11 protein-coding genes and 1 pseudogene are annotated in these 20990 nt (G+C 69.8%); 4 read left to right on the forward strand and 8 right to left on the reverse strand.

The genetic code is table 11. The annotated features are described in order from the left end of the window. Nucleotides 1–10: 10 nt before the first annotated feature. Entirely contained in the window at nt 11–907 is an 897-nt protein-coding gene (locus tag FF36_RS08935; protein ID WP_236705394.1) for a LamB/YcsF family protein, read from the reverse strand. A gap of 438 nt (nt 908–1345) precedes the next feature. Between FF36_RS08935 and FF36_RS08940 the strand changes: the two genes are divergently transcribed. Continuing rightward, on the forward strand, nt 1346–2779 hold the full coding sequence (locus FF36_RS08940; protein WP_044884511.1) for a DUF222 domain-containing protein: 1434 nt from the start codon (nt 1346–1348) through the stop codon (nt 2777–2779). A 77-nt stretch (nt 2780–2856) separates the two neighbouring features. Here FF36_RS08940 and FF36_RS37490 read toward each other — a convergent pair. Beyond that, nucleotides 2857–4404: adenosylcobalamin-dependent ribonucleoside-diphosphate reductase (locus FF36_RS37490; RefSeq protein ID WP_339325598.1), on the reverse strand; the 1548-nt coding region annotated here is incomplete at its 5' end. A gap of 3 nt (nt 4405–4407) precedes the next feature. Next, nucleotides 4408–5148: pseudogene (locus tag FF36_RS37495) on the reverse strand (vitamin B12-dependent ribonucleotide reductase); the annotation flags it as partial. A 311-nt stretch (nt 5149–5459) separates the two neighbouring features. On the opposite strand from FF36_RS37495, the gene FF36_RS08950 reads away from it, so the two are divergent. Next, nucleotides 5460–6086 (forward strand): DsbA family protein, encoded by a 627-nt coding sequence (locus tag FF36_RS08950; protein WP_255354234.1) that lies wholly within the window; start codon nt 5460–5462, stop codon nt 6084–6086. On the opposite strand, the gene nhaA is transcribed toward FF36_RS08950, so the two are convergent. The 4 genes from nhaA to FF36_RS08970 form a co-directional block, all read right to left on the reverse strand. After that, nucleotides 6045–7427 carry a Na+/H+ antiporter NhaA gene (nhaA, locus tag FF36_RS08955; RefSeq protein ID WP_044884512.1) on the reverse strand — a complete coding sequence of 461 codons (1383 nt, stop codon included), beginning with the start codon at nt 7425–7427 and terminating at the stop codon, nt 6045–6047. The genes FF36_RS08950 and nhaA overlap by 42 nt on opposite strands. Then, nucleotides 7424–9325 carry an ATP-dependent zinc metalloprotease FtsH gene (gene ftsH / locus FF36_RS08960; protein ID WP_052681016.1) on the reverse strand — a complete coding sequence of 634 codons (1902 nt, stop codon included), beginning with the start codon at nt 9323–9325 and terminating at the stop codon, nt 7424–7426. Before ftsH ends, nhaA begins: the two co-directional genes overlap by 4 nt. Nucleotides 9326–9421: 96 nt before the next feature. Next, nucleotides 9422–10288: a prephenate dehydratase gene (locus FF36_RS08965; protein ID WP_044884514.1), complete on the reverse strand. Its 867-nt coding sequence runs from the start codon at nt 10286–10288 to the stop codon at nt 9422–9424. Between the two features lie 20 nt (nt 10289–10308). Further along, entirely contained in the window at nt 10309–12984 is a 2676-nt protein-coding gene (locus FF36_RS08970) for a bifunctional acetate--CoA ligase family protein/GNAT family N-acetyltransferase (RefSeq protein ID WP_220386365.1), read from the reverse strand. A 706-nt stretch (nt 12985–13690) separates the two neighbouring features. Here FF36_RS08970 and FF36_RS08975 point away from each other — a divergent pair. Continuing rightward, complete coding sequence (locus FF36_RS08975; RefSeq protein ID WP_044884516.1) at nt 13691–17704, forward strand: TM0106 family RecB-like putative nuclease; 4014 nt, start codon at nt 13691–13693, stop codon at nt 17702–17704. Nucleotides 17705–17859: 155 nt separating this feature from the next. After that, the gene (locus FF36_RS08980) at nt 17860–18756 is read left to right on the forward strand and encodes a LuxR C-terminal-related transcriptional regulator (protein WP_044884517.1); all 897 of its coding nucleotides are present in this window, start codon (nt 17860–17862) and stop codon (nt 18754–18756) included. Between the two features lie 1048 nt (nt 18757–19804). Here the strand turns inward: FF36_RS08980 and FF36_RS08985 are convergent. Further along, nucleotides 19805–20746, reverse strand: coding sequence for a lysophospholipid acyltransferase family protein (locus FF36_RS08985; RefSeq protein WP_236705389.1), 942 nt, complete (start codon nt 20744–20746; stop codon nt 19805–19807). Nucleotides 20747–20990: the final 244 nt, after the last annotated feature.

Consider the following 20990-nt stretch of genomic DNA (forward strand, 5'->3'; position numbering starts at 1 on the left):
CACGGTCCCTTCAGCAGAACGGCGACAGCGCGACACCAGCGTCGTGCAGAGCACGGCGCAGCCGCCTGACCACCTCCACGGCGCCGGGGGTGTCGCCGTGGACGCACAGGGATCGGGCAAGTATCCGTACCGGTGTGCCCTGCTCGCTGAGCACAGTTCCCTCGGTGGCCATCCGTACGCCTCGAGCCACCACGGCGTCCGGATCGTCCAGTACGGCCCCGGGGCTACGGCGGGAGACGAGCGTGCCCGCTGGCGTGTAGGCGCGATCCGCGAACGCCTCGCCGACTGTCACGAGGCCGGCGGCGGCGGCCTGCCGCAACCAGACCGAGCCTGGCAGACCGAGGACCGGCAGCGTCGCGTCGTATCCACGGACCGCGTCGACCACCGCCTGCGCCTGGCCCTCGTCGGCGACGATCGTGTTGTAGAGCGCCCCGTGCGGCTTGACGTAGCGCACTCGATCGCCGGCGACCCGGGCGAAGGCGTCGAGCGCGCCGAGCTGGTAGGTGACATCGTCACGCAGGTCGGCCGGATCCATGTCGATGCGTCGCCGACCGAATCCGGCGAGGTCCCGATAGCTGACCTGAGCGCCGATACGTACCCCGAGTCGGACAGCGTGGTCGCAGGTCCGTCGCATGGTCGCCGGATCCCCGGCGTGAAAGCCGCACGCCACGTTGGCGCTTGTCACCAGACCGAGCAGCGCCTCGTCGTCGGTGAGGCGCCAGACGCCGAAGCCCTCACCGAGGTCGGCGTTGAGGTCCAGGTAGCGCCCCGCGGAAGCAGCCGCTCGCTGGCCGGCGGACGGTCTCTCGGCGGCCGGCACCGTCGTGGAGCCCGCCACGTCGGCGGCGACTGCAATACGGTCCCGTGGACCTTCCTCGAGTTGATGGGCAGCTCCCGCGTCGGCCATGCCCTCGATTGTTCACCATGCCGGCCCGCTGTCCCGCGCTGATCACCGGTCTCGGACGGAAGCTCGGACCTGGTGGCCGGTCCTCTGCACCGAACGGTTCGGAGTAGTCGGAGGACGGCGGACTGTCGACCCGATGCGGCGCACGGACGAAGGACGGCTTCCTTCGCCCGCCCTTGAAATCCGTGTCATCGCGCGAGATTTTGGTCGGGTGGCCACTTTAGAAAATACCAAGATCTCCACCTCTTTTTCTTGTTGCAGGTTCACCATCGCAGCCACTTTACCTCGGCCGCTTCCTCGCGTGGCGATCGGACCCGATCGAATCGTGGCGATGGTCGAGACCGCCATGATCTGACGCCTTATTTGAAGGTGTGGCGACCAGAACGCCAAATTACTGAGACGAGATCGACATGGGGGTGTGCGTGAATTACAGTCGGCCGCATGACCTCGATCACTGACTCTTTTGTTTCGCCGCTCGGCTTCGTCGCCGGGATGGCTGCTGTCCATACTTCTGTCGACGGCGTTCTGGACGCGCCGCTGTGGCCGTTGTCCGACACAGAGCTGGCGCTTGCCGTGGATGAGAGTGCCGCCGCGCTCTCGCGGCTGGCCGCCGTGCGACTCCAGCTCGTCCGGGAGGTGCAGGGACGCGGTCTGGCTCTGCGGGTCGGAGCGGAGAGCACGCAGGAGTGGCTGCGGGAGCGACTGCGGGTCCGGCCGGTCGACGCGCGCCACCTGCTCGATCTCGCAGCCGCCTTGGACGGTCCGTTGACGGCGACGGGCTCCGCGTTGGCGGAGGGCAGGATCACCGTCGAGCAGGCACTGGTGATATTCCGAGTGATGCGCTCGGTGCCGGCCCTGACGACCCCCGACGTCGTCGCGGATGCGGAGGCCTGCCTGATCGAACAAGCGGCGATCTTCGATCCCACCGAGCTGACCAGAATCGGTCAGCGCATTCACCAGCGAGTCTCTCAGCCCGCCGCCGGATCCAAGGACGCCGATCCACCCGAGGCCGATCCACCTGAGGCCGATCCACCTGAGGCCGATCCACCTGAGGCGGGTCCACCTGAGGCGGGTCCTCCCACGTGCACGACCGGCGGCTCTGATGGGGCTGCCCCGGGCGACTCGGCCCCTGCCCCCGGCGCCGGGAGCCGCGACGACGCCGACGACGCCGACGGCTGTGCCGATGGCGACGCAGTGAGCGACGACGCAGTGAACGAGGACGTAACGACGGGCCCGGCCCACAAGAGCGCTGCGGACGGCGCGCCCGACGGCGGTGTGCCGCCGATTCAGGGCAGTGACCATGGTCGGCCCGCCGCCGGCACCACGACAACGGCCCCGCCGGAGCACACGCGCGCCCGACGGGGCCTGTGGCTGACAGATCTACCCGAGGGCATGACCCGGCTCGACGGCGAGCTCGACGCCCAGTCCGCTGCGACGCTCCGTTCGGCGTTGGAGCAGCTCACTGGAGCGGACGCCGCTACGGATGACCACGCTGCCGCACCCCGACGGGTCGATGCCCTGCTTGAGATCGTCCGGCGTGCGCAGATGGCCGCGATGTTGACAGTGACCGGAGGGTCGACTGCCGACCTGGCCGATGCCGTCTCGTGGGCCGTCCTGAGGGCGAGCGGAAACCCGCCACCGGACTCGGGAACCGCTGGCCATTCGATACCCGTTATGCCGCCGAAGCTGGCCATGATGTTTCGGAGTGGGCAGGTCGGGTCGCAGCTGACCGCCGTCCACGCCGATGTCGAGAAGTGGCGCCGGAGCGCCCGTCAGCAGCTTCGCCAGGCAGCGGGCGCAGGCGACAGACTCTGTGTCGCGCCGGGATGCGACCGCTCGGCCAGATGGTGCGACGGGCATCTTCTTCGGGCCTGACGCCACGGCCCCGAGCGTCGCGGCTCTCCCCGGCGGCTGGCCAGGGTCTGCTGTGCCGGCGCCCCGCTGCCCGCTGATCACTGCCGACGCGTTGATGCTCCGATCGTTCGTGGTCCCAGGTATTCGTCTGAAGGACCGGCCGGGCCGGCCGGGAGCGTGACACCTGAAATCGGTTGGCCGACCTTGGCGGAATCCCGGTACACGGCCAATGCCTTCAGCCCCTTACGCCATCCGGCGTACAACAGGGCAGCAACATCGTCGACCGTGGCCGACGCCGGGAGATTGACCGTCTTCGAGATCGCCCCGGACAGGAATGGTTGTACGGCGGCCATCATCCGGACGTGGCCCATCGGATCGATGGCCCGTGGACCGAGGGCGCAGTCGAAGACCGCCTGATGCTCGGGGAGTAGCCCGGGAGCATCCACGGCATGACCGTGCGCCGCGATGAAGCTCACGATGCGGGCCACCGCGGCCCGCGGATACCCGAGGGCGTGCAGTGCCGTCGGCACCGTCGTGTTCACGAGACGCATTGCCGAGCCCGTCGCGCTCTTCCTGACCTTGACGAGAGCGAGATCGGGTTCGATTCCCATCGTGGCGCAGTCCATCGCGAGGCCGGTCGTCCCGGTGGGGGCGATCAAAGTCAGATGGGCGTTGCGCCAGCCGTACCGCTCGCCGAGAAGTATCGCCCGCTTCCACTCCAGTCCTGCCTGCGGGAGGACCTGCTCGTGGATGCTCTCCTCCATGGATCGCCGGGCCGCAGGCGGCTGGCGGATCGCGGCGTGTGCGGCGGCATGACGGGCCACCACCCGGCGATGAGCCGCGGCGTTCGCGGTGAAGCCGGTGTAGGGCCCGAGTACCGCGGCGATCTCCGCCGAGCGTCGATATGCCGTCGCTGACATCAGCGAAGTGATCGCGGCCGCGGTGGTCCGGCCCTCCTCGCTGTCGTAGGCCTGACCGATGGCCATGAGCAGCGCACCGAGGTTGGCGTGGCCGACGCCGAGCTGACGAAAGGAACGGGTGACGCCGCCGATCTGTTGGGACGGTACCTCGGCGAAGCACAGCGAGATGTCCATAGCGAGCACCACCAGTTCGACGGCGGCGGCAAAACTCGTCGCGTCGAAGCGGCGATCCCTGCCCAGGAACCGCAAGAGGTTCAGCGACCCCAGGGTGCACGAGGAATTGTCCAGGTGCATGTATTCGCTGCAGGAGTTGCTGGCACTGATCCGGCCACTCGCGGGACAGGTGTGCCAGCTATTGATCGTGTCGTCGAAGTGCAGTCCCGGATCGGCGCATTCCCAGGCGGCCTGCGCAATCATGCGGAAGATCTTGCGGGCGGAGACCGTTCTTACGGTCTGCCCGTCGCCTCGGGCGCGCAGCTCGATGGTTTGGTCCGCCGCAACGGCGTGCATGAAGGCGTCGCTGACCCGCACCGCGTTGTTGGCGTTCTGGAACTGGACGGAATCGATGTCCCGGCCGCCGACGTCCATGTCGAATCCGGCGTCGCGCAGGGCGCGGATCTTTCGCTCCTCGCGTGCCTTGCACTCGATGAAGTCGACGATGTCGGGATGATCCACGTCGAGGACGACGATCTTCGCGGCTGGCCGAGGGGCTCCCCCCGAGCGGATNCNCCCCGCCGATGCGTCAGCCCCACGCATGATGCTCACCGGACCCGGCGCGGGGCGCCCCGAGGGCAGCAGCTCCGCCGTAGATCGCAACCGAGAGAGGTTCACCCCCGAGCCGGCGCCGCCCCGGAAGAGCAACGCCTCGTCGCGATACCAGCCAAGGACGGAGTCAAGACTGTCGTCGGCGGCGAGGATGAAGCACGAGGCGACCTGTTGGGGCAGGTCGGTACCCACGTTGAACCACACCGGGCTGTTGAAGCTGAACGCCTGATGGAGTAGCAGCCAGATCAGCTCGTGTTCGAAAATTTCCGCGTCGTCGTCGGACGCGAAGTATCCGTGCTCACGGCCGGCGTGAACATAAGGACGCACCACCCTCTCGATGAGCTGCCGCAGGGACCACTCCCGTTCCGTGCTGCCTGGTGCGCCGTGGAAGTACCTGCTGGCTACGATGGTCGCCGCCGCGGCCGACCAGAACGAGGGAAACTCGACTCCGCGCTGCTGGAAGTTGGCCGAACCGTCCCGCCAGTTGGTCGTGACGACGTCCCGCCGGTCCCATCGGACCTCGTCAAAGGGATGAACGCCTGGCGTCGTGCGGATGCGATTGATGCGCAACCCGCGCGCGGCCTCCGATCCCCTGTCGACCGGCGACCCGGGGTCGACGGCCCCCTGCCTTCCGACGTCGGCGCCCAGGCCGAGGCTCGGGGGGGACTGTGGATCGGCGTACAGCGCCGCCGGCGTGTCGAGCATGGTGCTCCTCGCGTCTGATGGGCACGCTGGTGCGAGTCGGTTCGTCTCACCGGCGAGCCGCGCCTGTGGACGGCGGCCTCGACGACGCCAGGCAACGGGGCGATGGTCACATACACCGCAGAGGGTCGAGCAGGGGCCCACGGGTGAATGTGACTCGTGACACAAAAGTCGGTGTCCGGTTCCTGGCTCGGCATCGCCTTTCGCCAGGCAGCGGGGATAATCGCGCCATGGAGGAGGCGCCGACGTCTGGGGGGATGTGGTCCGGCTCAGGGAGCCCGTCGCGGTCCTCCGAGCGCACCAAGCCCACGGGTATGACCGAATCCTGTTCGCTGGCAGAGACCGGGAGGTGGAATCGGTTGCGGTCGCCGGCGGGTCGGGACGGGCGTCAAGTGTCGGCCGCGGTGCCGATAGATCCGTTCCGGCACTCCCGAGGGCCTGCGGACGCGCCCATCGTGGTCGTGGAGTACGCCGACTTCCAGTGTCCCTACTGCGCCCAGGCGGCACCCGTCCTGCATGAGTTCGCCGAGATGTCGGAGGGCCAGGTTCGGCTCGTTTTTCGACACTTCCCCGTCTTCGACATCCATCCCTACGCCCTCACCGCGGCGCTTGCTGCGGAGGCCGCTGGTCTGCAGAGTCGGTTCTGGGAGATGCACGATCTGCTCTTCGCCCGACAGGACCGGCTTGCCGACAAGTTTCTCCACGCCTACGCTGCGTCACTCGGTATCGACGGGGATCGGGTCATCGGGGACGCTGCGCAACCCTTCGGGGATGCTGTGGAGGCCGACTACGCACGCGGGATCGAGCAAGGAGTGCGCGGCACGCCGACGATCTTCATCAACGGCGAGCCCTATCGGGGGCGCACCGAGATCGCCCCGCTGCGCAAGGCGGCGAGTCTGTCACTTCGCCGGCACCGGCGCGCGCCATGGTCGCGGAGGTAGGCGGGGTACGGGTTCGTCGGTCATCGGCGAGCACAGTGGCATCCGCTCGCCGAGCACCCGAAGGATGACGGTTCCGGCGAGGGCAGCCACGAGCGAGCCGGCGAGAATGCCGATCTTGGCTTGTTCCTGCAGGGCCTCGTCGGTGAATGCCAGTTCCGTGATGAACAGCGAGATGGTGAAGCCGATGCCTGCCAGGGTAGCCGCGCCGAGTAGGTGCCCGTACCGCACGCGACCGGGCAGTTGACCAAGACCGGTCCGGATCGCCATCACGCCCGCCACGGAGATCCCGCAGGCATTTCCGGCGATCAAGGCCGCCGCCACGCCCAGCGTCACCGATGACGCCGCCGCCGTCCGCAGGGCCGAGCCGTCCAGGTGAACGCCGGCATTCGCCAGTCCGAACACGGGAACGACGACGAACGCGCTGATGGGGTGTAGCACGCGCTGCAACCGGTCGTTGGCCGGCACCGTTGCCTTCGCCGCCGCCACCGCGAGGCCGACTCTGGTGGCGTTGGAGTCCTCCTGCAGGGCCCGGACGTAGATGGGTACCTCTTCGACCTGGTCGGGGCGGGGTGGGATAGCGGGAACGAGAAGGCCCACGAGAACGCCCGCCAGCGTCGCGTGGACGCCGGAGACGTGGATCGCACCCCAGAGCACAAGCGACGCGAGAATGTACGGGGGAAGCTGCCACACCCGCAGCCAGCGTAGGGCGAGGATCGCCAGCACCGTTGCGCCCGCGACTGCGAGACCGGCGAGATTCACATGGTCCGTGTAGAAGATCCCTACTACGGTGATCGCGCCGATATCGTCGACGATCGCGAGGGTGAGCAGGAACAGCCGAAGTCGGTCGGGACACCGGGGGCCGAACAGGGCGAGGATCCCGATGACGAACGCCGTGTCGGTGGACATCGGGATGCCCCACCCGCTCGATTCCGGCCCGGATCGGTTCAAGGCGAAGTAGATCACTGCTGGTAGGGTCAGTCCACCGATCGCGCCGAGCGCGGGCACGGCGATCGTGCGCCGGTCGCGCAGCTCGCCCGTCGTGAACTCGCGGCTGATCTCCAGGCCCACGACGGCGAAGAAGATCGCCATTGCGCCGTCGTTCACCCAGTGGTGCAGCGTCATGTCGAACCCGGCGTCCCCGAGGCGAAGCTCCGCCGTGGTGCTCCAGAATCTGTCGTAGCTGCCCGACCACGGGGAGTTTGCCCAGGTGAGGGCGGCGACCGCGGCGAGTAGGAGGAGTACGGCCCCGCCGGCTTCGGTCGCGAGGAATTCCCGTACTGATGGGGCGACCTGCGGCAAGCGCACCCGAAGCCCGGGGCCTGGCCGCGGCGGCGCAGTCACAGTCCGGATCCCCGATCGCGCAGGGTGGCCTCCACCGCCGAGCCGTCGACCGTCTCCTGCTCGAGAAGCAGAGCGCTCAGCGCGTCGAGGGCGTAGCGGTGAGTGGACAGCAGGTCGATGGCTCGGGCCTCGGCCTCCCGCAGGAGCCGGGCGACCTCGGAGTCGATCAAACGCTGAGTCTGTTCCGAGTACGGCCGGCTCACCAGTTCCTCGCCGCCGAGGTACTGCGGATTCTGACTGCCGTAGCCGACGGGGCCGATCGCGCTGGACAGGCCGAACTCGCGCACCATCCGGGTGGCGAGCTGCGTCGCGCCGGTCAGGTCCGACGATGCGCCCGTGGAGCCGTGCCCGAACACGACCAGCTCGGCGGCACGGCCTCCCAGCCGCACGGCGAGGCTGTCGAGGAGATAACCCTCCGAGTAGAGATGCCGCTCGGCCTCAGGCAGTTGTTCGGTCACCCCGAGAGACATTCCGGCAGGCAGGATCGTCACTTTCGCCACCGGGTCCGCGTGTTCGCACAGTGCCGCGACCAAGGCGTGCCCGGACTCGTGCACGGCCACGGACTGCTTCTCGTCCGGCAGCAGCGCGTTCGAACCGTCGCGGCGGCCGAGCAGGATGCGGTCCCGAGCCGCATCCAGGTCTCCGGCGGTGACGACCTGCCGGCCGTCTCGCACGGCGTGGATGGCCGCCTCGTTGAGAAGGTTCGCCAGATCCGCGCCGGAAAATCCGGGGGTACCGCGAGCGACGCGGTCGAGGTCGGCATCGGGAGCAAGGGTCTTGCCGCGGGCGTGAACGCCCAGGATCGCCAGGCGTTCGGCCTGGGTAGGCAGCGGAACCGTCACCTGGCGGTCGAATCGGCCGGGACGCAGCAGCGCGGTGTCGAGGGTTTCCGGCCGGTTCGTCGCGGCCAACACCACGACACCCGAATCCTGCTCGAAACCGTCCATCTCCGCCAGCAGCTGGTTGAGGGTCTGTTCCCGTTCGTCGTTGCCGCCGATGGCGTTGCCGCCCCGCCGGCCGCCGATCGCGTCGATCTCATCGATGAACACGATGGAGGGGGCGCGCTTGCGTGCCTCGGCGAACAGGTCACGCACCCGAGATGCGCCGACTCCGACGAACATCTCGACGAACCCGGAACCGGTGATCGACAGAAACGGCACATCCGCCTCGCCTGCAACGGCCCTGGCGAGCAGGGTCTTCCCGGTGCCGGGCGGACCGACCATCAGCACCCCACGGGGGCCATGCGCGCCGACCCGGCTGTAGTGCTCGGGGCTGCGGAGAAAGTCGACAACCTCGCCGATCTCCTGCTTTGCTCCCTCGTAGCCGGCGACGTCGGAGAAGCGGGTCGTCGGCCGCTCCGTCTCGGTGATCTTTGCCTTGGACCGACCGAACATGCCGAGGCCGCCGATGCCGCCGCCGAGCCGGCGTGCCTGCCGGCCTGACCAGACGAAGAAGCCGATCAGGAAGATCAGCGGCAGGAAGCTCAGCACGACCGACCCGAACGAGGTCCCGGTTCGGGTCCCGGTGATCTGCACACCCTTCGCCCGCAACCGACCTTCGAGATCGTCCGTGTTGAGAGCGGTCGGAATCTGGGTGGTGAAGTCCCCGCCGGTCTTCAGAGTGCCATCGATCCCGCCGTGATCATCCACGGATATCGACCGGACCGCCGCCGCGTTCACCCGGTCCACGAACTCCGAGTACTTCAGGGACTCCGGCCGGGTGGCGAACAGGCTAGGTCCGAACAGCAGCAGGAGGGTGATGATGACGCCGAGTGGAAGGAGAACCCGGCGCCAGCTCGGCATTGGCGGCGGCGCGGGTTTGGGCGGAGTATCCTTCGGCGGTCCCGGTCGCGCCTGGGTGGAAGGATGAATGGCCCCGAGGCGGACCGGCGAGATCAACTGGTACTCCTGACGTCGGAATAGGCCTGTTGGGCACTTTGTACCAGCGTTGACTCCCGCGTTCACCGTGATCCGGCCCTCGTCCTCCGCCCGGGATCAGAGTCCGGCGCGCGCGCCGATCCGTTCGCGTTCCCGGTAGCGGCTCGCGCGGTAGACCCCGAGGATGCGGTAGTCCGCGTAGAACGACAGTTCCTCGAACGCGCTGGCGACGGTGGAGTCCTCGGGGCTGCCTTCGATATCGGCGAGGAACTGGGTGGCCACAAACTCACCACCCACCATGTAGCTTTCCAGCTTCGTCATGTTGACGCCGTTGGTGGCGAACCCGCCGAGTGCCTTGTACAGTGCGGCCGGACGGTTGTGGACCTTGAAGACGAACGTGGTCACGATTGGTCCGATCCCGGAGGCGGCACGGAGGTTCTCGCCGGAGAGGATGAGGAAGCGTGTCGTGTTGTGCTCCTCGTCCTCGAGATCCGCACGCAGGATCTGGAGCCCGTACGCCTCGGCCGCGAGCCGGGAGGCGATCGCCGCCCGGGATGGATCGCCCGCTTCGCTGATCTCCCGTGCGGAGCCCGCGGTGTCGGCGGCGGCGACGGCGACGAGTCCCAGCTCGCGCAGCCCCTCGCGACACTGGGCGAGTGCCTGCGGGTGGCTGTGCACCGTCTTCACATCGTCGAGGGACGCGCCGGGTATCCCGAGCAACTGGTGGCGGACGGGGAGAAAGTACTCGCCGATGATGTGCACCGCGGGCCTGGGCAGCAGGTGGTGGATGTCGGCGACCCGACCCGCGGTGGAGTTCTCGACCGGAATCATCGCGAGGTCTACCGCACCGTCCTCCAGCGCGGCGAAGCACTCGTCGAAGGTCTGGTAGGGGACCGCGTCGTAGTCCGGATAGACATCCCGGCAGGCGATGTGCGAGTTGGCTCCCCGCTCACCCTGGAACGCGATCCTCTGTCGTGCGGTCATACCAAGACCGTACCGGGCGGTCAGGGCTGGACAGCAAGCGCTCGCAGGAGCGTGCGCGACTCGGTCTCGGGCGGTAGCAGGCGGATCCCCGCGTGGAGCAGCACCACGCCACGACGGCCGACGAGTACCGGATCGAGCAGGATCTCGCCGATGGCCGGAAGTTCCTCCGCGAGCCGGGCGACCCGGTGCAGGAGATCTGCCAGAGCGTCGGTATCGGCGGCGGGCGCGCCGGACCCCCCGACCAGCAGCACGCTGCCACGGATCTCGTGGATCAGGTCCTCGGCGTCCCGGTCCGTCAAGGGCAGGGTGCGTGCCAGCGGATCGACGAGCAGGTCCGCGACGGCGCCGCCCAGTCGAAGGGAGAGCAGCGGGCCGACGGTCGGATCCTGACGCAACCGTACGACGGTGGATACCCCGGCAGGTGCCATCGGTTGCACGAGCATGTCGCCGGAGCCGACTGCGGCCCGCACGGCCCGCCAGGCACCCGCGAGCTCATCCGGGTCACCCAGGCCGAGTTGGACAGCCCCGACGTCGAGCCTGCTACGGAAGCGTTCATCGGAGATTTTGAGGGCCACCGGCCAGCCGAGTGCCTCCGCCGCCGCCCGCGCCTGCGCCTCGTCGGCGACGCGAATACTGGGCCATGCCCGCAGCCCGACCCCGGCCAGCAACGTGGCCACAGCCGGTTCCGGCAGCCAGGTGCCGTTCTTCGGGTGGCGTTCGACCTCCGCGCGGGCGCCGTCCGGGTCGATGTGGTCCAGCGCGGGCACCCGGCCGTGATCCCGCGCACGCCAGGCAGCATGGTCGGCGGCGCGCGAGAGTGCCAGCGCGGCCGATTCCGGTGAGGAGTACGACGGCACCGAGCCTCGGCCGGCAGAGCCGCTCGGGTCCGCTACCGCGAGCGCGGCGGGCATGCCGTCCTGACCGAGGTAGGAGGCGAGCACCGGCAGGCCGCTGTCGGCCGCAACCTCCCGCACCGCGGCTCCGAGCCGGTCAACCTGAGCGTGTGGGGTCACCAGCGCGATGATCGCATCGACGTCGCCCGAGGCCGCGACCAGGCGCAACGCGGCGTCGAACCGCTCGGGATCGGCCAGCGGACCGAGGTCGACCGGATTGGTGGCGTACCGGTGGCCGACGAGAGCGGCGAGATCGGACCAGGTCTCCTTGGACAGTGAGGGGACCTCGAGTCCGTAGGTACGGCAGGCGTCCGTGGCGAGCGCCGCGAGCGCGCTGCTTGTTCCCACGATGCCGACCCGTCGTCCGGCAGGCAGTGGTTGATGGGCCAGTAGCTGCACGACGTCGAAGAGCTGGTTCAGGGTGTCGGCGCGGACCACTCCGGCACTGGTGAAAAGCGCGTCCACTCCCGTGTCCGCGGACTCCTGACCGCTCTTCAACGCCACGACGGGCTTGTGCCGACCGAGCTGACGAGCAATCCGGGCGAAGCGCCTCGGATTGCCGAAACTCTGCAGATGAAGCATGATCACATCAGTCCGTGGATCGGACTGCCAGTACTCCAGGAGGTCGTTCGTCGAGACGTCGGATCGGTCTCCGGCGGAGACGAAGGTGGAGAATCCCACCGCGCGGCGGGCGGCGTCGGTGAGGAACGTGCCGGCCAGGGCGCCGGACTGGGTGAAGACGCCGACCCGGCCGGCCGGGGGTTCCCCGACGGCGAAGGTGGCATGCAGCCGGGTGGTCGGCGCGGTGTTGATGACACCCATCGCGTTCGGGCCGATCAGGCGCATGCCGCCGTCCCGGGCGATCCGGATGGCGTCCGCCAGCAGGGCCCGGCCCTCGTCCCCGCCGTCCGCGAAGCCGGCCGACACGACGATGACACCGCGGACCCGCTTCTGCGCGCAGGCCCGCAGAACCTCGGTCACCCGTTGCGCCGGCACCGCCACGACGGCCAGGTCGATCTCGGCGGGCACCGCATGCAGATCCTGGTAGGCGTAAACCGAGGCGACATGGCTCGCCGCGGCGTTGACGGGATAGACCGCTCCGGTGAACCCGCTGTGGAGCAGGCGGCGGAAGACCTCGTGACCGACCGTTCCGGGCTCGCGACTTGCCCCGATGACGGCAACCGCCCGAGGGTGCAGCAGCCGGTCGATGCTTCGGGACCCGTCCGGATGGTCCAGACCGCCGCCGACTCGTCCCCGGCGCGACCGAGTACCGCTCGGAGGGCCGTCTCCCGGTTCCACCGGGTAGCTCACGCGGATCTGGGTGTCGTCCGCGGGGGTGAGGTCGAAGCCGATCGAACGCAGAACCTCCAGAACCCGTCGACTACTCACCGGCACGTCCGCGACAAGCCGGCGCACACCGGCCTCCCCGGCGGTGTCGATGAGGATGTCGATGAGCAGCGTGCCGAGCCCTCGTCCCTGATGAGGGTTCTCGACGAGGATTCCGAACCGTGCATCGCCGACGTCGCCGATCTTGCTGTACTCGACCAGCCCGACGATCTCGTCGCCGACGAACGCGCCGAGCACCGCGGACGCCCGGCTGCCGGGCGAGACGACCCGCCCGGCCAGCAGCGCGGGATCCCCCGCGGCGCCGGCGAGATCCGGATCGTGGGGATTCGCCTCGCTCAGGCGCAGGTGGAAGGCACTCAGTCGGCCGGCGTCATCGGGGCCCAGCGGCCGCACCGTGACCGACCCGCCGTCGGCAAGCACGACGTCCTCGACACGGCGGTCCTGCTCCGCCTTCACGCTCGTCGGACTGGGCCCGCCGCCCGGCGGGACCAGGGGAGTCCCCGCCGGCCGTCCGGTCGGCGGGGCTACTGGCCCTGCGGCCCTGTGGGCGGGGGGGAGAGCAGGTGTCGACCGATCTGGCCGGGAAGCTGCCACGATGCGTCCTCCCGGGGCTCAACATCCGCTCGTCGCCAGGCGGTTACGTCTGGCCATGCGCGGCAGGGACCCCACATCTCCAGGCCGGACCGCGAGGAGCGACCGCGGCCACCCGCCCCATTTCATGATCCTCTTTGTGTTCCATCGTAATACCTGGTGGCGACGGCGGCCTCGGTCGGTTCGCATAGAGGCCTGATCGCATAGACCCCGGATCGCGCAGGCGAGGTCCTGCCGCGCAGGACGACCGTGCGCTGCCTGACCCTGAAGCGGCTCCAGAAGGTCCTTGTTGTGCGTGGCGGCATGGCTCCGGAGCGGCTATCGCTGCACTGCGATGTGACGAATGACACGGATGGCTCGATCTCGCATCCGCCCACCCGCGCGGACATGGTGCACCTGATCGAGGTGGCCCGAACGGACGGCCCGCGCCGCGATGGCGAGCTGCGGGACTCGGGCGCCGGTAATCGTCCGTGCCGGCGTTCTGCGTGCTCCGGACCCGGCCGAATGCCGAAGGGGGGACGCGAGACAATATGCGACCGGACCGGACGGATGGTCCGGACGGGATGGTGACGTGCAGAGGTTCGACGATCACTGGGTTGTCTCCGCAGGCGATCTTGTTGACGATCTCGAATGCGGGCACCGGGTCGGGCTTGCGCATGCGCTGGCCACTGGCCTGCTGTCCGTCGGCGACGAGAGTGTCGGCGGCGCGGATGTCGGCAGCCCAGGTCGGCTTGTCGCCACCACCCCCGTCGCCCAGGTGGTGCCCGAGGGCGCGACAGGTGGCCTGAGTGGACGGTTGCGGGTCAGCGCCCCGGATCTGACCGCGGTCCGGCATGGCGAGGCCCACGAACGACGTGTGCTGGCGCATCTCCGCCGGTGTTTCGGAACCGACGGGGTGGTGGAGATCCCTCGTCCGGCGCCGACCCCCGACGCTCTCGCCGAGGCCAGCGAGCGGACGCGCCGCGCGCTCGCCGCCGGAGCTCCGGTGGTCTACCAGGGTGTGCTGTTCGACGGCTCCTTCCAGGGCCGGCCGGACTTCCTCGTCGCGGCGCACCGCGACCCGAGAACCGGCGCACACAGCGGGCCCGCCCAGCCGGGTCACTACGAGCCCTACGATGCCAAGCTCGCCCGGCAGGCCCGGCCCGGGGCTGTCCTGCAGCTCGCCGCGTACGCCGTGGCGATGCCATCGGTCGGTGTGGCAGTGCCGCGCATGATGCACCTCCTGCATCCCGCGCGGGAATCGGGCATGGCTGGCGCCGGCGCGCCGACGGAACCGGGCTGTGCCGGGGGTGGGCGCGGCGGGCGGGATGATCGGGCGGGCGCCGTCGGCATGGTGCGTTCGTTCCGGGTCGATGACGTCGTGCCGATGGTCCGCCATGCTCGCAGCCGCCTCGATGCCCGGCTGGCCGCGCCGGCGGTTGTTTCCGACCCGTCGTGGGCGCAGCCCCGTCCGGAGTGCGCAAGCTGTGCCTTCTCGGAGCATTGCACCGAGGGTCGGGCAGCGGCCCGCGATCTGTCCCTGGTCGCGGGGCTGCGGACCGAGCAGCGGCGCGTGCTGCGCGGGGCGGGCATCACGTCCGTCGAGGAGCTCGCCGCCGCGCGCGACGAGCAACGGCCGGCGGCGATGTCCGCCGCGGCGTTCGCTGGACTGCGCCTTCAGGCCGAATTGCAGGCGGCGCAGGATGCGACCCGCAGCGCGGACGACCCGTTGGGGACGGTGACCGTGCGGATGGTCGATGTGGCGGGCCTTGCGTCACTCCCGGTGGCGGACCCGGCCGACATCTACTTCGACATGGAGGGCGATCCGTATGCGTTGGACGCCGCCGGTCTGGAGTACCTCTTCGGGGCCGTCACGCTGACCGAGCCCCCGAGCGGGTGTAGTCCGGTCGCTGCCGAGGCGGAGGCCTTCCGAGCGTTCTGGGCGCATGACCGGCACGGCGAGCGGCTGGCGTTCGAGTCCTTCGTCGACTGGGCCGCGGCGCGGTTGCGCGAGCATCCTGGCGCCCACATCTACCACTACGCGCCCTACGAGCTCAACGCGTTGCGGCGGCTGGCGGCACGGCATGGCACGCGGGAGCGGCAGGTCGACGAGCTGCTCGCCGGCAACCGGCTGATCGACCTCTACGCGGTGGTCCGGCGCAGCCTGCGGATCTCCCAGCCGTCCTATTCGATCAAGTATCTCGAGCCGCTGTTCTTCCCGGACGCGCGGCAGGCGGCGGTGAAGAACGCCGCGGACAGCATCGTGGCATACGAGTCCTTCCTGGCGTACCGGGCCGCGGGGGAGACGGCCGAGGCCGATCGGGTGCTTGCCGAGATCGCCGAATACAACCAGGTGGACTGCGTGTCGACCCACCGGTTGCACCGCTGGCTGCTCCGGCTGCGCCAGCAAGAGGGGGTTGCGGCCCGGGGGAGCGTCGCGGTGGATCCAGGCGCTCTGGGAGCCGATGTTCCGGGCGCGGTCGAGCCGGCGTCGCTCGCCGGTGACGACGATCCTGACGCCCTCGTCGACGCGCTGGTTGCGGGGCTGCCCCCCGAGCCGTCGGCCTGGTCGGCCGACCAGCGGGCTCGGGCCCTGCTCGCCGCGGCGGTGGGCTATCACCGGCGGGAGAACAAGCCGGCCTGGTGGACCTACTTCGCAGCGTTGATCGCCGATCGGGTGAGCCTGGAGGCGGCTGACGACTGTGCCGTGCCGACCGGGTGGGCCGTGATCGAGGACTGGGAGGAGCCGTCAGGGCGGCGGCGGCGCAGCCGCCGGCTGCTGCAGGCGCGCGTCGACCCGAACCGTCCGCATCCGTTCGACCGGGGCGAGTCCGTGCGGCTGCTGTACCCGGGTCCGCCGGGCGCTGCCGGCGGGACCACCGACGCCGTGGTCGAACGGGCCGAGCCGCACGTGCTGCTCCTGAGGGAGAGCGTGGCACCGGACGCGGTCAGCCGCGCGCTGCCGACGGCCGTGCTGCCCGGCGCGCCGGTGCGGCCGGAACCGAAACCCACCGCGGTCCGTGAGCTTGCCCGCCGGGCCGTCGCCGCGCTGCCCGGCCGCCTGCCCGAGGAGTCGGCGACGGACCTGCTGCGTCGCGAGCCGCCCCGACTCATCGGCCCGACCGCCGGCCTACCGGTGCCCGAGGACGGCGACGACCAGGTCACCGCCGTCCTGGCCGCGGTCAGCGCCCTCGACGGTTCGTATCTGGCCGTGCAGGGGCCGCCCGGTGCCGGCAAGACCTATCTGGCCGGCCGGCTGATCCAGCACCTGATCGCGCAGGGCAAGTCAGTGGGAATCTGCTCGACCAGCCACAAGGCAATTGAAAATGCAATGCTCGCCGCCACCGGTCAGCCCCCGCCGCCCACCGCCCACGCCGAGTCGGACGATGTCAATGGTGCCGAGGGCGCTGGCGGCCTCGAGGGTGCTGATGGCGCCTTGCCGTGGCGTCCGCTGGTCGCCGCGGCCAAGAAGCAGCGCTCCGGCGCGCCGGTTGAACCGGCGCACCGTCCACCCTGGGACACGCCGCGCGACCTGCGGGCGCTGGCGGCGTGGCGGGAGGCCCATCCGGACGGCCACCTCGTCGGCGACACCGCCTGGGCCTTCGCCAACCCGACGCTCGCGGCCGTGCCGTTCGATGTCCTGATCATCGACGAGGCGGGGCAGTTCGCGCTGGCCGACACCCTCGCGGTGGCCCCAGCGGCCCGCAACCTGGTCCTGCTCGGAGATCCGCAGCAGTTGCCGCAGGTCGTGGCGGGCATCCACCCCGAGGGTGCTGACGCCTCTGCCCTGTCACACCTGCTGGGCGACGCCGAGGTGATCCCACCCGCGCTCGGCTACTTCCTCGATCGGACCCGCCGGCTACACCCGGCGGTGTGCGCGCCGGTGTCCGCCCTCGCCTACCGTGGCCTGCTACGGTCCCACCCGATTGCCGCGACCCGCGCCGTCACCGGCGTGCCTGCCGGACTGTATCTGCACGACGTCGTCCACACCGACAACGGCACACGCTCCGACGAGGAGGTGTCTGCGGTGGGTGCAATCGTTCGACACCTGATGGATCGGCTGATCATCGACGGTGAGGGTTCCCGCCCGCTGGCGGGGGCGGACGTGCTCGTGGTCGCCCCGTACAACCGCCAGGTCCGAGCGATCGAACGTGCGCTCGAGGCCGCCGGTCTGCCGGGCGTGCGGGTCGGCACGGTGGACCGGTTCCAGGGTCAGGAGGCGGCGGTGGTGGTCACGTCGTTGACGACCTCCAGCGCCGCCGAGGCGCCACGCGGGCTCGACTTCCTGCTCTCCCGCAACCGGCTCAACGTCGCGTTGTCCCGGGCGCAGGTGGCGGCGGTTCTGGTGATGTCGCCGGCGTTGCTCGACAGCTCTCCACGCAGCGTCGCGGAGCTCCACCTGCTCGCCGGGTTGGCCCGGCTGCGGGCGATGGCCTGCACCGACCTGTTCGCGGTGCCGGCTCATCGTCCCGGCGAGCCGACGGCGGCTGCCGCGGGGGACGGCGCGCGGGACGGCGGTCCCGGGGCCGGCGTCCCCGAGCCGGTGACCGAGGGCGCCCGCGTAGCCGGTGGGCCGCGCACGCAGATGCATCTGCCCTTCTCCTGAGGTTGGGTTCCAGTCGGGAAAATCCGTTACGCGCGAACAGGCCCCGACTCTCGGACAACATTCGGCGTCATGCCGTTTGTGCACTTATTTGTGCTTATCGTAAAACGGGTGCTACGATTCCCTTCGTCTTCTACAGGTCGGGGAAGGGGACGCTCGTGACAGTGGACGTGTCGGCCCCCAGTCGCGTGCAGACAGTCCTGCCGCGGGCGATCGCCCGGCTGCGCGCTTCATCGGGAGCCCATCTCACATTCGGTGGAATGGTCACACCACATTCCGGTCGTTTGACCGTCACTAACGTGGACGGACCCGCACCGAGCGGACTGCTCGGTCACTCCGTCCCACCTGGGACGGGAATCGGCGGGCAGGTGGTTCGGCATTGCCGCCCGGTCGTCATCAACGACCCGGCTGCGGCGAGAAGGGTTTTTCGCTCCACTGCCCCAACGATCGAGAGCAGTGAGCTGGGAGCGATTCTCGCTGTGCCGGTCTGCATGGACAGCGTGGTGGTCGCCGTGCTGTATGGAGCCATGCGGACCGAGGCGCCGTTCACCGAGGCCGCGATTCACGCGGCCATCGCCACGGCTCGACTGATGGAACGCGAGCTGGGCGCAGTCGCAGCGCGTACAGAGCCGCTGTCGACGGCGGTGCCACCAGGGCATCGTGCGCCGGCTACCAGAGCGGTGGGCGCCGTGCCGCTGCCGCGTTCGCCCGGCCAGCCGCAGGAGAGTCTGCGGCTGGCCTACCGGGAGCTTCAGGAGGTCACCGAACATGTGGCCGACCCGTTGCTGCGTGGCCGGATCGGGGGCGTATCGGAGCTGCTGCGCGGGCTGTTGGACCAGGAGGCGAAGGTCGGCGGCCGGTTGGCGTTGACCCCGCGTGAGCTTGAGGTGCTGGCACAGGTCGCACTCGGCCTGTCCAACGTCGAAACCGCGCGGCGTCTCACCGTGTCACCGGAGACGGTGAAGGCATATCTGCGCAGCATCATGCGCAAGCTCGGGGTCCGTAACCGGACCGCGGCGGTGCACGCTGCTCGCCAGCTGGGCATGCTTCCCTGACACGGCGGCGGGGCTCCCGGGCTTCGTCCGGGAGCCCCGCTGGTCGGGCGAATCCGCCCTGCTGAGGTGGCGCGCAGCCTGCGCCAAAGCCGCGAGTGGGACTGCTCCCGCTCTGAGGACGCCTCATCCCGCGCCGGCGGATCCGGGATTCACCGGATCCGCCGGCGCAGGATGGGTCGACGGTCGGACGTGCCGACAACGGAGCGGACGGCGCTGCACCGTCGGCCAAACCAGTGATCTTTCGGCCCACGGCAGGGACCGGCGTACCCGATGGCCGCGCTGGTCGTCGTGCAGGCGCGGGGACTCCTCCCGGGCCGGTCGGCTCCACTCGGGTAGTCATGATGGCAGGCCCGGCGGAGAGTGCCGAATGGCACGAGCCGGGGATCGTCCGGCCTGTGCCGGGGCAACCGGCGTCGTCGCCTGCCCGGACGCCCCGAGATCGCCGGCGGCGCCGCGGGGTTCCGCAGACCCTGAGATCGACGGGCCGACCGGTACCACCGGACCTTCCGGTGGACCCGGCGCCGGGGCCCACGTTCCCGCCATCAGCGCGCGGCGGTCGCCGGATCGGGATCCGTCAGGCGGGCAGGCGGGAGCGCGCAGGAACTGTCCCACCCCTCACTCGGATGCGGAGCCTGGACCGCGCCTCGGTGCTCTGGCGCGGGTCGGTCGGAATCAACCTGGCACAGGGTCACCTCCACCTGCGCGGCCCGAAGGTGCCCGAGCGGTCGGTAACGGACCGACCATGGTCGTTACCATCCCCGGTGCACCCACCTGTCGCCGAACCCGGAGGTCCGCGGGGGAGTGGACCCAGGGCGGCCGGGCTTCCCGGTGTCGGAAACCCGTCGGCGGTGGCCCGACCGTCCGTCGGTCTCGTTGAAGTGGCCGCCTGGAATCCGTAGCGTCGGCGTCCGTCCGCGAGGTTCACGCGGGCATGCGCGGGGCCGGTGCGGCCCGCTCCGCCGCACCGGCCCCGCTTCGTCCATTCCGCCGCACCGACCAGGGAGATGCGGCGGAATGGACGGTCTGTTGTCAGCCGATCATCGGATGGTCATCGGCTGACGAGTCCCAAGGAGGCCTTGAAGCGCTCGGCGTAGATGTCCGCCTGGCGCTGCCCGGACAGTTCCTGGATGGACCTCATGATCTGCTCGGTCGCGGCCCGCTGCGCCAGCCCGGTCCGTTCGCCCGTCATGCGCGGGAAGTTCAGCGGCGTGCCGAACCGGACCTGGACGCGTCCAGCGCGGGGCAGCCGCCGGTCCATGGGCAGGACCTGGAAGGTACCGATCAGCCCCACCGGGATGACGGGCACACCGGTCTCCAGCGCCAGCCGCGCCACGCCGTGCTTGCCGCGGTACAGCCGACCGTCCGGTGAGCGGGTCCCCTCCGGAAAGATCCCCAGCAGGCCGCCCCGGCTCAGCACACCCGCGCCGGCCTGCAGCGCCGCGGTCGCCTTCCGGCGGTTGCCGCGGTCCACGGCGATCTGACCGGTCGCGGCGACGAACATCTTCCCCGCCATACCCTTCAGGCCCGGCGTGGTGAAGTACTCACTCTTCGCCAGGAAGGTGATCCGCCGGTTGGACGCGATCGCGAGGAACGCGGCGTCGAGCACCGAAAGATGGTTGCCGGCGATAATGGCAGGACCATCAGTCGGAATGTTCTCGAGACCTTCGACCAGTGGATGCCAGAAGACTTGGCATATCGGGCTCAGTACCTTCTTCATGCAGGCGTAGGAGATTCTCGACCAGGCATCGACCCGGTGCGTCGCCGGGACCGCGATCGTGGTGCCCCGCTGTGCGGGCACGAGTTGCGGAACCGCGGTGTCGACCTGTCGAACCATGGTCTGAGCCTGAGGCATTGCCGTACCACCTTCGAGATTGGCCCCCCGGCATTCCCTCCCGTCAGTGGTACGCCGCCGGAGCCGATCCCCCTCACGCGATCCGCTCGACCACAGATCTGGATTCCGGGTACTGAATGCCGCCCCGTCGACGACCACACCTTTCCTTACCCCCGTACGGGGGTATTTCGGAATCGAGGACCTCCAGGAGGTCTAGTTTTGAGGTAGCGACCCGGGACGTCCTCGCCGTGCTGCACGTCCGGCCACGCGGTCGTCTCGGCGCCGTCGTGCGATCACCGGGCTGCCGGGAGATCCACCGTTGCGGGGGATCCTCGAAGGGAGCGTCATGCCGTCGTTCGCCGATTCGGCGCAGCAACGCGAATCCCGGACTGACCGGGTGGCG

The organism is Frankia torreyi (genome assembly GCF_000948395.1).
Taxonomy (GTDB): Bacteria; Actinomycetota; Actinomycetes; order Frankiales; family Frankiaceae; genus Frankia; species Frankia torreyi.